The sequence below is a fragment of the candidate division KSB1 bacterium genome, from assembly GCA_022566355.1.
In the GTDB taxonomy this organism is placed as follows: Bacteria; Zhuqueibacterota; JdFR-76; order JdFR-76; family DREG01; genus JADFJB01.
Window position 1 is genome coordinate 1 of sequence record JADFJB010000138.1, and the last position, 11,718, is coordinate 11,718.

Genomic DNA, 11,718 nt, shown 5'->3' on the forward strand with positions numbered 1-11,718 from the left:
TGCTGCAATTGATCATAAATAACCTCGTAGAGGTTTTATTATTGTAGATATGTGATCGCATTCCAGGTTTTTAAATCCTCGTAGAGGATTAATAATTTCTTGCTCAATCTTTTTATTGATCCACCATCTGGCGGATCGTGAACTTGAAACGACAATTGAACCTACAATAATTAAACATCTACGATGTTTTTTCCAGAACCTGCTGATTTCATAAATACATCTCTGGATGATTCAAATGCAGGATAGCTCAATTTCCACTAAGTTACTTAACTTCAAATTATCCCAGGTTAATAGGTTTCTATCATTTGTTTTAGTATTTTGTAAAGCTCTGCTAAACTCTGCAAGCTTACCCATTCATCGATTGCATGAGCGCCATGGCCCACGGGTCCAAATAAGACCGATGGAAACCCGGCAGCGCCTCCCAACGCAGAATCTGCCCAAAAAGAACAACCGATGATTTCTGAGTTTGGCGAGAATTGCTGAAGTTTTTGTACAATTGCCGAAGTCCGGGGTGTTGCATGAGGAGGTCTGGAAAATAGGGGATTGCCGTTAACCGTATGATCACCGGGATAATTTTTGACAGCATTAAGTACCCGGTCGAGTTCGGCAACGACGGATTGTTCCGTTTCACCCGGTAAGGTGCGTCTTTCCCATACCAGCCTGGCTTGATGAGGGAGTACGCTTAGCTCGCCGCCGCCTTCGATAAGGCCTGCGTGCAGGCCGGGATTCCCTAACAATAGATGCTTTTCTTTTTTGGATAACTCAGATTCGATTGCTCTCAATTCATCTAAGGCCGCACTAAGGGGTAAAATGGCGTCGATTCCTTGTTCCGGTCGGCTGCCATGGGCGGCTTTGCCAAAAACCTCTACTTCGAACCAGGAAAAGCCCTTATGACAAATCCCAATGTCTAACTCAGTCGGTTCAAGAAAAATACCGGCTGCCGGTAGTTGCGGTAACTTGGGCAGCCAGTTCTCTACAATATATTCCATACCAATGCTTTTGTCTTCTTCATCTGCAACGAAAGTAAAATGAAGATCCATTGGAGGGGTGTTCTGGCTAAAGTGTTTTGCAAGAAGCAGCATGATGGTGTCGCTGCCTTTCATATCGTAAGCGCCGCGGCCATACAATTTATTGCCATCTTGTTTTAAGCTAAACGGATTGTCCATACCCTCTACGCCTACCGTGTCGAGATGGGCGTTCAGCAACAATGGTTTGGCAAACCCGTTTCCGGGAATTATGGCAACCACGTTTGTCCTGCCGGGCTGTACCGTTTGAATTTCAGGATCGAGGTCTAAATCGCCTAAAAACCCGGCAACGAACTTTGTTATTGTTTCTTCACCTGGACCATTGGAGAGTGTTGGATTAATTGAGTTGATCCCGACAAGCTGTGAGAGGAGATCGACGATTTCGTTTTCCATTGTGATATTTCCTAAAAGTGGGTTAGAGAAAAAATTGAGGCTATCTCAAATGCATACTTTTTCTTTCAAAAATATTAAGACAAAATCAGAGCAGATTTATTGTGGCTTCAAAAAAAAGACTCATTTTTTTATGATAAAACCAAGTCAGGCATACAGGGCGCTACTAAATGCCGGGCGATGTCCTTTTGTAATTTCACTATCTTCACCCAGAAACTTAAAAATAGCGATACAGGTTTTCCTGGCGCCGTCATCATCATAATCACGATCTGTTCTCATGACTTCGATGAAGTGCTCCAACGCGCTGTTGAAATCTTGATTTTGCAAGTTTTTAATCGCGATTAAATAGCCAACCTTTACCGAATGTTCAGGCAGGTTTTCAGGATCATCCAAATACTCAAACAATTTCACAAAGGATTTGATTGCATCAGCAGTTTCATAAAACTCAGAATCCGGCTCAATCGGGTTGACAAGCTGTAAAGCCTTTTGTGGATCTGAATAAAAGATTGAACGCGCAAGTAATGCTCCGGCTTGTTGGTTGTTAGGTTCGGCTGCAGTGATGTCTTGCAATATCTGTTCGGCTTTTTGGGTTTCTCCCAGTGATAAAAGCTCTTGTGCTTCTTTCAGTTGGTTTGCATATTTGCCGGGAATGGCTTTTTCCAGCCATTTTTCGATAGCATTTTTCGGTAAAGCCCCGACAAATTCGTCCCTTACTTCACCATCAACAAACAATTTCACATTCGGAATGCTGCGAATTCCGTATTTGCCAGCAAGCTCGCTATGTTGCTCGGTATCCAGTTTTATCAATTCCCATTTATCCTTTTGCTGCTCTGCCAATTCCTCTAAAACCGGACCCAGAATTTTACAGGGTCCGCACCATTCTGCCCAAAAATCAACCAAAACCGGAATTTCGTGACTGCGATCGATGACGTCTTTGGTGAAATCATGGAGGTCGTAACTCATACTTCTCCTTCCTTATCAAACTATTATCAAGTATTAAATCAAATGCTAAACAATGAAATTATATTAAAAAAAAGGTTTTGAAGCTACAATGGAATCATTGGTTATACCTATTTTAAGAATTCAGTTGAAGTCGAGTAACTGGAGAAAATTTAGTTCAGTTAATAAATTCTTTGTATCTACGGATAAATAAATGGATTCCTTCTTTTTCGAAACGTTCCGCATCCCATGGCTCTGAACTGACAGATTCCAAATTCCCAATCCAAACATAAGTTTCGGTTTCCACTTTTGCTCCATTTTGTAAAAGGCAGGTCTCTTTCACCCTCTTATATTCAGGTCCTTCGAATCGATCAAGAGTTTGCATATCGGTATCAGAAATATTAAAATAGATAATGCCTTCTAATTTGTTCCCAGGCGATCCTTTTATCAAACATGGATGGATTTCTCCCTTTAATGCCCTGCGCTTATAGCCAAAGAGAATTCCCGGTTTTGACTTATAATTTCCCTCCACAACCTGGCGCCAAACCTGGTTGAACATAAGGGTTCCATAGGTAAAAATATTCATTATCTCTCTTGGCCGAGTTTGATGCCATCACTTGGAGCGATGGTATTAATTAATGAGGCTCTTCCAAAATAGTACCGGTATCCCGGTAGTAATTAACCTGGATAATTCATGAACCTTATCACTGTCATCCAGGAGGGATCTATTTTGCAACTATTTTATACTTACAATTATGCTTTTTATTTTATGGAAATAGATCCCGTTGCGACAGCCTGTGCGACGGGATGACACTTTTGAAACTTTAAGCTTAATACTATAATTCATTAATAGATCAGGTTAATAGCTTTTTCCCAGGAATCCAACCAAATTTTTAAAAAACTCTGCGGTAAAAGTATCGATGTAGTTATTCCCCTTTTCCGAAAGAGCCGTGTAAATGTATGTAACAAAAGCAGTTGTCATACTATCTGAATTTTCCTCGCAATTGATTAAAATGTTGCCAAGTAAAAATTCGAGCTCAATATTTAGATATTCAATTTGAAATTGCTCTTTGTCGAGTTTGGTTATGATCCAAATTTTTTTATCCGTAGCATGGCCTTTTGTTTTAAATATAAGCCCTTCGGCAATCACTTCCGTATTTGGATAGATTAGTTCAAGCTCCCAACCCTATGCCCATATCTTTTCATTAATGGGTTCAAACAATGGAAATGCTTTTTCGATGACAGCATTTAATTGTAAGCTTTGTACTCTCGAGACACGTTTTGCAGAAAACACATTCATATTTTTATTCACTTTATAAATTTCTTTCTTGATAAGCGTTTATTATTTATGTTGAAGGAATTGATTAGTCCATATTTTTCCATTTATTTCATATATTAAAAAAGCCCCAACTTTTTAAGAGAAGGGGCTTAAAATGGATCGCTCATCTCTCAAAAGAATTCATTGCAAGAATTAGCACCTTTCCAATTTTATGGTAGGTTGCTAAGGTTTCACAGGGCTGGTCCCTCCACCTTTCTTGATAAGCGTGTATGTCACATCCGTGATATTTTTATAGTCTGTCTCCTCTGTTTTAAATGAGTATATTTACAATAGAAATTGTTAGCCTTTTTGTCAAGTAAAAATTACTATTACATTAATTATTTCGATTTTCTCCAATCCAAAAAATTTGTTGTTAGAGATCCAACGATAGCCAGGATCAAACCAATGAGGGTAACATAATCGACCCATATTGTATTGACATCCAAGCCAGTCATAGAGTCAATCAAAAATTTGATATACGAGGATGGCATATCGTAAAAACCCAAATTGAATCTAACCTGCCAATGCCATTCAGTGCAGGGGCAATAGCCGAATCCATACCAAATCCCCAGAACAGACCAGGAAAATAAAGTGACTGCCAGTGTGATCAGGTTACATTTCCTGGTTTTTTTCCACATCCAGCCAAAAAGATTAAAAACAATCAAAACAGAGTGGAAGATAAAAAAGAAGATGTTGAGAAAAGCTAACAAGATTATTAAAGTGTAATATGGGAAAATAGAGTTATATTCAAAGTAAAACCTATAGAGAAGGAATCGGTAAAAATCTTAAATCCAAAGCACGAATTTCTAAACAATATCTAAATAATAATGTTTCAAATGTCAAACAAATTTAGAATTGTTGACCTGCTGAAGGCATTGGAATTTGGAAATTAGGACTTGTTTAGGATTTCGAGATTAGAAATTTGATATTCCAAATATTTCCAAAAAAAAAGACTTGCACGCAACACCTACACATTATTTGCTAATTAGTGTTTGACCGAAAACTCAACAACTAGTGTCATTCCGGTAATCTTCCCTGCCAAAACTTGTGCCCGTATGTTTTTAACGGGCAACATGCAGGGACAAGCTTGAGCCGGAATCTAATCATTCCAAGCATGTAGATTCCCGCTAAAAGCATGCGGGAATGACAGAATGGGTGCTTTTCGTTCAGACACTAATCAATTAATTAACACAAAACCTTAGAACCTGTAAACCTTTTGGAAAAGGAATTCGTCCAAGCAGTTCATAAAGGCACTTATACGTATGAGGAATGAAGAAGAACGATTAATTAAATTGGCTCAAGAAGGAGATGTGAACGCGTTTCGAGAATTGGTCGAACGCCACATGAAAAAAATGTATTATTTATGTTACGATCTAACCAGAAATCATCATGATGCAGAAGACTTATCACAGGAGGTATTTATTAAGGTTTATCATTCGATAAAAAAATTTCGCGGCTCAGCCAAGTTTAGTTCCTGGATTCACCGAATCGCAGTAAATAGGTTTATCGATAAAGGCCGCAAATATACGCCACCGCTGGATTCTTTTGAGGAAGAATTCAGTGATGATGTCAAAGTAGCAAAACCGCCTGTTGATCATGAACCTAATCACAATCCCGAACAAAAAGCGGAAGCCGGTTTGATACAAAAGCATTTGGATAGTGCTTTGAAGGAACTTCCCAACCAGCAACGCTCAGTTTTTGTTCTGCGTCATTACCAGTATCTTTCATTAAAGGAGATTGCCGAAATGTTAAAGATTTCAGAAGGTTCGGTAAAAAGTTCACTTTTCCGAGCCATCAGACGCTTACAGGATTCATTATCGTTTTATCGATATGATTTAGGATTGGAGGAATCCAAATGAATGCATGCAAAAAGTTTCGCCAACTTTGTACAGAAGTTCTATATGAAGAACTTAATTCCCAGGATTTAAAGAGGTTCAACGAACATAAATCCACTTGTACAGAATGCAGCAGTTTATTTGTTGAAATGAAATCGACTTTGAATCTAATGGATAACGTCGAAAGACCGGAACCGAAGCCTGAATTCTGGCAAAATTACTGGAAGAATCTGGAGGATCGATTAGAAGATGTCCGTCCAACCAGAACTATAAAGCCAGGATGGAAACTTAGGATTTCACAACTATTTGAAAGTAGACCCAGATTCACAATACAACTCGCTGGTGGGTTGGTGCTCTTGCTCATCGGAATTTTGATCGGAAAAAACATATTAACAACTGACATTCCATCAGGAACCCTGAGTTCAAATGAAATCAATGAATATACGACTGTCGCGGCCAAAGCCGCCATAAACCAGCGGGCAGATAGGTTCTTACAACGTTCTAAATTGCTGTTGTTGGGGCTTGTGAATTTGGATGACAGTCCAGAAGAACCGTTGGCATTAAATTTTGCACACCAACGGCAAATTTCCCAGCAGTTGATCGAAGAAACCAGCGTCTTGAAAGATGACCTCGGTCAGTCAGATCAATTAAGACTTCGAGAACTGATCTCGGATTTAGAGCTTGTTCTACTGCAAATTGCTAACCTGGAGGCGGATAAAGACCTTCCTGCGGTAGAACTTGTTAAAAGCACAGCCGATAGCAGGTCAATTTTGCTGCGGATTAACCTGGAAGAAATGAGGAAAATGTACGAGAATGAACAAATACCGGTATCACCTAAAAAATCTAAAATAGACCAAACAATTTAAACGAGGAGTTAAAAAATGAAGGGAATAATCAAAAAATTAACTTTAGCAACATGGGGTTTAACCCTATTCATCTCTGCTTTATCCAGCCAGGCACAAATTGTAGAAATCAAACCAATTCATGTACCGCAGTTTGATATAGAAAAGTTGAAAGCAATAGAACCTATGCTGGCACGAAGCGTAGCCATGATGAAGAATATTAATTTACAGGAGTTTGCTCATCTTGAATATAAAATGCAAACTGCAAATATAATGGTTGCTCAAGCTTCAGAATTAATTGCTAAAGCATCGCTTTCTCAAATCCCGATGTTTAAGATGAGTATGAAAGGCCTTGAATTCATTGGCGAATTTGATCTAAATGATGACCAGGATGCTGCATCAAATGCCTATAAAGATGGATATAACCTGATCCTTAATGAAAATTGGAATGCCGCAATCAAAGCATTTGAGGATCTGACAAAAAAATATCCAAGAAGCCGTTGGGTGGATGATGCGCAATTTTGGTTATGCTATGCAGCAGATAAATCAAATGGTAATAAAGAAGAATCATTCGAGTGTTACCAACAGTTTGCCAAAAAATATTCCCGCAGTAAATGGGCGGATGATGCTAAAGCCAATTTAATTAAGATTGGCCAACGACTGGCGAGAGAAGGAAAGCCCGGGTATGAGGATATCATCAAATCGATGCAGCAGAGCGATAATGAGGAAATATTACTTTCTGCCTTATATGCCTTGCAGAATATTGGCGATGACCAGGCAGTCACCGTTGCGTTTGATTTATATGACAGAGCCAAGAGTCCCAAAATCCGAACAAAAATCGTTTATATGCTGCAAAACATTGAGTCAAAAGTAGCTATAAATAAACTGAAAGATATCGCACTACATGATGCTGATCAAGGTGTGCAGCGTCGAGCCGTGTATGCGCTTGGAAATTCAGGTGATGACACGGTAATAGATGTTTTGACTGAAATACTGCATAGCGATGCAAATGCCGATGTGCGCAAACATGCACTCTACGCATTAGGGAATTTGGATAAAAAAGGGACTTTGCCAATTTTGGTGGATGTCGCTTTGCATGATGAAAGTGAAAAGCTGGCGAAAACTGCAACCTATGCCATCGGTAATCTTGATGAGAAGGATGCCTTGCCAATTTTACAACGCATATTAAAAGAGGCAAAGATATTAAATGTTCGCAAGGCTGCCTTGTATGCAATAGCTAATTATGACGAGCCAACTTCATTACCCATCCTGCGGGATGTTGTAATGAAAGAAACGGATAAATCTCTCAGGAAAACCGCGCTTCATGCAATCGGTAATATAGATGGAAAAGAAAGTCTCAATGTTCTTAAAATGGTCTTGACCTCGGTTGAGGACAGAGATCTGCAGAAAACTGCATTGTATGCAATTGGCAACAGGGATGAAGATTCTGAAGCCAAAAGTATTTTGACGCAATTTGCGATGACAAACGATAATGATGAACTAGCAAAAACTGCTGTTTATAGCTTGAGGAACATGCTGGACGAAGATGGATTCGATGAATTATTGGAAATTGTAAGGAAGGCAAAATCAACCGCAGCACGTAAAGCGGCCCTTAGCTGCATTGGAGGTAGTGGCGGGAAAGTTGGGATAGATGCACTTGCGAGTTTGTTGAAGACCGAGAAAGATGTTGAACTTCGTATTTATGCGGTCCGCGCCCTGGGCCATGCAGACAGCGACGGTGCAATCTCTGTCCTGGTTGACATCGTACAAAATGATCCTCATCTCAAAGTGCGTACTGCCGCTGTTTCAGCAATCGGACAGATTGGCTCGCCAAAAGCACAGGAAGCATTGGTGAAGATTTTGTCAAATCAATGAGATTTGTTTCAGAACTAATTGATTCCATAACCTGGAGTGATGGAATCAATTGATGTAATGAGGAAATAGCATGATAAAGCAAACTTTAAAAACACTCGTTCTAACCTCAATCATATTTCCACTTATTACTCAAGCGCAGGATGTTGTCAAATATCCTAATCAGAATGACGATTTGAGCAAACGCTGGACATGGGCGGAAAGGGAAGCGAAATCGGGAAAGTATAGAAACGGCGTTTGGATTGGCTACAGCATCCAAAGATTGATGGGTGAAAATTCTCACATCGGTTCATTTAGCCGCGATTATCAAGACAAAATCACCTTGGAAGAACTCATATATGGTAAGAAGGCTGATCCCGATGAAAAACTTTCGGATAAGGAAATCATCGAACGGACCATCAAGGAGACGTTAGATGAATTGAAGGATGAAAAAAAGGAAGAAAGAAAAGTCCTAAAAGAGGTCGCCATCCTATTCCGCTACGAATCTAATTCCAAGAGGTTTGAGGATGTTAAAAAAACTAAAGTCACTAATTTAACACTGCATGTAAATTTAGATGAACTGCCACTCATTTGGCTGGGCCAGATAGAGCATGAAAACAGTTTAGAATTCCTGCAAGACTTTGCTGAAGGCGTAACTTCGGTAGAAATGAAAAAGAGATTTACCATGGTCATTGGCATTCATGATGCCAATAAAAGATCCATAGCCATTCTAAAAGAATTCGCTACTAAAGACGAGCATGCTGAAGTTCGCAAAAGTGCGTCTTTTTGGCTAGGACAAACTCACCACAAAGAAGCGCTCGATATTCTGAAAAAAATTATACAATCCGATCGATCCTCGAATGTTCGCGAACATGCGGTCTTTGCCATTAGTAGAATGCGCTCTCAAGAATCCACCGATGTCTTGATTGATTTGGCTCAGAAATCTAAGGACTTCGAGGTGCGTTCAAAAGCAATTTTCTGGCTGGGTCAAAAAGCTTCCAGGAAAGCTGAAAAAGCATTGGAGGATTTGGTTTATTCCGATGATGAAACCAAAGTGCGAAAGAAGGCAGTCTTCGCATTAACCCAGCTTCCCCATAATAAAGGCGTACCACATTTGATTCGAATTGCCAAAACTCATCCGAATATAAAAGTGAGAAAACAAGCCATTTTTTGGCTGGGCCAGAGCAAAGATCCAAGAGCTTTTGAGACGATTGTTGAATTGATTCGGAAGAAGTGACAAAGTAACAAAGAGACAAAGGCACAAAGGCACAAAGGCACAAAGGCACAAAGGCACAAAGGCACAAAGGCACAAAGTAACAGAGATGTGAAACGTGAAAGGGAAAATTGCCAGGTTTTTTTTGTCAAATATAATATGGACAGACAAGAATGTCTGTCCTACTGGTTTTATTTTATACTCAAACTAAAAGAAAATTGTGGAGTGCATAAAATGTGTTGATGCTTTAAAGCCTGATCTTTTCGATAAACTCAAAATAGACTTCAACTTATCCAAAACAGCTAATCAACCTTTGTCTGAACCATGATTTACCAGATTACCAGATTAACCTGATTTGTTCTTAAAAAATCTGTTGAAATCCGTTAATCAGTGTAACCTGTTGTTCAGACTTTTTCCCCTGATGCTTAACCCATAACTCCCATTCCTCTTCCAACTTTTTGCCTTTTGAATAAAATTGACTTTAAACCGAATAGCTCTGTTACTCTGTTCCTTTGTCACTCTTCTTGCCGGTTCTGCGCATTTTGAACTTTTTGTCCAAATAGACCGTATAAATTAACATCCGCACGGAAGCAGATAACCTCCTCCTACAGATCAAAGATGATCGTTAGCGCTGGACTAAACACCCAGCGCTTTTTTTATGAATCATTCCTCTTTGAGTTTTATGTTTGATCCCTGTAACTTCAAAGCGTCACCTAGAAGCTCCCGAAGGTTAGCGAGACATTATTAATCTTATTTTGTTTTGTTAGAAATAATATTTACACTATATCAGAATCTAAATCTATCTCAATATCAATTTTCCCTTTATAGTTTTTTAACGATTTTATCTTATTTTTTTGAATGATATTGGTTAGAGCTTTTTTGATTAAATCTGTTTTAGTGGGAGATTTCGTTACCCGCATGGCTTCGTTCATTAAATCTTCGGGTATATCGATCGTTGTTCTCATTTTATTTACCTTTGTAATTGATGCATAAAATAAAATAAGCTTTATGCATTACCAAGTATTATTATGCATAGCATTGTATTTGGGGCAAGTTTCGCAGCCACAACTGTGGTATCTGCAGCGCGTATCCTGCATGACTGAATATAATAAATTGATAATCCTGTTTTGCAATGTCTAAAAATTAATGGAGTGGTTAAATATTTTAGTGCTTCCATTCTATTCTCAAATAAACGTTGCTTATCTCTCAAGTGAAAAAGCATTGATTTTCTAAGGCTGGATTCATTAATTAATTACAATATCAGGTGTGGTAAATATTCAAAAATGTGGGAAATACTTATGGTTGTTTTGTGTAATTCAAAAAGGAGGAATGTTCGGATTCTGGTAGATAATTGGTTTAAATTTACTTTTCAAAGTACTTTGGATAAAGTTGAAAAAAAAATTGGACATTATACAAGTCGCGTAATATCCCGCAACAAGCTGAAAGAGACTTCTTCTTATACGACAAATTTTGTTGACTATAGGGAGTATACGAGATTGGGATAACCCTAGGTTAGCCCAACACGACAAACAGATTGCCAGGAAGCGGGAAGAACACAAAACTTCCTTGACGATTATACAAATTGAATAAAGAACCGGAGAATAAATGGCAAAAGCCAATAAGAACAACAACAGCGAAGAGCCGATTGAAAAACAGCTTTGGAAAGCAGCCGATAAGCTCAGGAAAAATATTGATGCTGCAGAATACAAACACATTGTTCTGGGATTGATATTCCTGAAATATATCTCCGATGCTTTTGAAGAGTTACATGAAAAACTGAAAACAGGCGAAGGTGACTATGCCGGCGCCGATCCGGAAGATAAGGACGAATACAAAGCCGAGAATGTTTTCTTTGTTCCGCCTTCTGCGCGGTGGCGTTTTCTTCAAAGCCATGCAAAACAACCGACCATCGGGAAAACCGTTGATGAGGCAATGGATGCCATTGAACGGGAAAATGTATCTCTCCGGGATGTGTTGCCGAAAGTCTTTGCCAGGGGCAACCTCGACCCTACCACTCTCGGCGGTTTGATTGACCTTGTTGGAAACATTGCCCTGGGTGATGCCAAAGCCCGAAGTGCTGATGTGCTCGGGCATGTGTTTGAATATTTCCTGGGTGAGTTTGCCCTCGCTGAAGGCAAGAAAGGCGGACAGTTTTACACGCCAAGAAGCGTTGTCGAGTTGCTGGTGGAAATGTTGGAACCCTACAAAGGCAGGGTGTTTGACCCCTGCTGCGGTTCCGGCGGCATGTTTGTGCAGTCGGAAAAGTTTGTCGCCGACCATCAGGGCAGGGTGAATGATATTTCCA

At 39.5% G+C, this 11,718-nt stretch carries 11 protein-coding genes and 1 riboswitch; of the genes, 5 read left to right on the forward strand and 6 right to left on the reverse strand.

The window, feature by feature from the left end; genetic code table 11:
* Nucleotides 1-287 precede the first annotated feature (287 nt).
* The 5 genes from IIC38_17915 to IIC38_17935 form a co-directional block, all read right to left on the reverse strand.
* Nucleotides 288-1,418: a M20/M25/M40 family metallo-hydrolase gene (locus IIC38_17915; GenBank protein MCH8127807.1), complete on the reverse strand. Its 1,131-nt coding sequence runs from the start codon at nucleotides 1,416-1,418 to the stop codon at nucleotides 288-290.
* A 144-nt stretch (nucleotides 1,419-1,562) separates the two neighbouring features.
* The gene (gene trxA / locus IIC38_17920) at nucleotides 1,563-2,378 is read right to left on the reverse strand and encodes a thioredoxin (protein ID MCH8127808.1); all 816 of its coding nucleotides are present in this window, start codon (nucleotides 2,376-2,378) and stop codon (nucleotides 1,563-1,565) included.
* Between the two features lie 154 nt (nucleotides 2,379-2,532).
* Entirely contained in the window at nucleotides 2,533-2,940 is a 408-nt protein-coding gene (locus IIC38_17925; GenBank protein MCH8127809.1) for a gamma-glutamylcyclotransferase, read from the reverse strand.
* A gap of 273 nt (nucleotides 2,941-3,213) precedes the next feature.
* On the reverse strand, nucleotides 3,214-3,504 hold the full coding sequence (locus tag IIC38_17930) for a hypothetical protein (protein ID MCH8127810.1): 291 nt from the start codon (nucleotides 3,502-3,504) through the stop codon (nucleotides 3,214-3,216).
* A gap of 289 nt (nucleotides 3,505-3,793) precedes the next feature.
* Nucleotides 3,794-3,899: riboswitch (SAM riboswitch) on the reverse strand.
* Nucleotides 3,900-4,010: 111 nt separating this feature from the next.
* Nucleotides 4,011-4,385: a DUF2784 family protein gene (locus IIC38_17935; GenBank protein ID MCH8127811.1), complete on the reverse strand. Its 375-nt coding sequence runs from the start codon at nucleotides 4,383-4,385 to the stop codon at nucleotides 4,011-4,013.
* A gap of 549 nt (nucleotides 4,386-4,934) precedes the next feature.
* Between IIC38_17935 and IIC38_17940 the strand changes: the two genes are divergently transcribed.
* The 4 genes from IIC38_17940 to IIC38_17955 all read left to right on the forward strand — a co-directional run bounded on the left by IIC38_17940 (nucleotide 4,935) and on the right by IIC38_17955 (nucleotide 9,437).
* On the forward strand, nucleotides 4,935-5,531 hold the full coding sequence (locus IIC38_17940; GenBank protein MCH8127812.1) for a sigma-70 family RNA polymerase sigma factor: 597 nt from the start codon (nucleotides 4,935-4,937) through the stop codon (nucleotides 5,529-5,531).
* The gene (locus tag IIC38_17945; protein MCH8127813.1) at nucleotides 5,528-6,373 is read left to right on the forward strand and encodes a hypothetical protein; all 846 of its coding nucleotides are present in this window, start codon (nucleotides 5,528-5,530) and stop codon (nucleotides 6,371-6,373) included. The genes IIC38_17940 and IIC38_17945 overlap by 4 nt, the downstream gene beginning before the upstream one ends.
* A gap of 15 nt (nucleotides 6,374-6,388) precedes the next feature.
* Entirely contained in the window at nucleotides 6,389-8,224 is a 1,836-nt protein-coding gene (locus tag IIC38_17950) for a HEAT repeat domain-containing protein (protein MCH8127814.1), read from the forward strand.
* 70 nt (nucleotides 8,225-8,294) lie between these two features.
* Entirely contained in the window at nucleotides 8,295-9,437 is a 1,143-nt protein-coding gene (locus IIC38_17955; GenBank protein MCH8127815.1) for a HEAT repeat domain-containing protein, read from the forward strand.
* Between the two features lie 752 nt (nucleotides 9,438-10,189).
* Here the strand turns inward: IIC38_17955 and IIC38_17960 are convergent.
* Nucleotides 10,190-10,378: a type II toxin-antitoxin system VapB family antitoxin gene (locus IIC38_17960; protein ID MCH8127816.1), complete on the reverse strand. Its 189-nt coding sequence runs from the start codon at nucleotides 10,376-10,378 to the stop codon at nucleotides 10,190-10,192.
* 640 nt (nucleotides 10,379-11,018) lie between these two features.
* On the opposite strand from IIC38_17960, the gene IIC38_17965 reads away from it, so the two are divergent.
* Nucleotides 11,019-11,718, forward strand: a 700-nt coding sequence (locus IIC38_17965) for an SAM-dependent DNA methyltransferase (GenBank protein MCH8127817.1), incomplete at its 3' end; no start/stop codon positions are given.

Coding starts and splice junctions, on each gene's coding strand:
- IIC38_17915 (MCH8127807.1), bottom strand. CDS start 1,418: ATGGAAAACGAAATCGTCGATCTCCTCTCACAGCTTGTCGGGATCAAC.
- trxA (MCH8127808.1), bottom strand. CDS start 2,378: ATGAGTTACGACCTCCATGATTTCACCAAAGACGTCATCGATCGCAGT.
- IIC38_17925 (MCH8127809.1), bottom strand. CDS start 2,940: ATGAATATTTTTACCTATGGAACCCTTATGTTCAACCAGGTTTGGCGC.
- IIC38_17940 (MCH8127812.1), top strand. CDS start 4,935: ATGAGGAATGAAGAAGAACGATTAATTAAATTGGCTCAAGAAGGAGAT.
- IIC38_17945 (MCH8127813.1), top strand. CDS start 5,528: ATGAATGCATGCAAAAAGTTTCGCCAACTTTGTACAGAAGTTCTATAT.
- IIC38_17950 (MCH8127814.1), top strand. CDS start 6,389: ATGAAGGGAATAATCAAAAAATTAACTTTAGCAACATGGGGTTTAACC.
- IIC38_17955 (MCH8127815.1), top strand. CDS start 8,295: ATGATAAAGCAAACTTTAAAAACACTCGTTCTAACCTCAATCATATTT.
- IIC38_17960 (MCH8127816.1), bottom strand. CDS start 10,378: ATGAGAACAACGATCGATATACCCGAAGATTTAATGAACGAAGCCATG.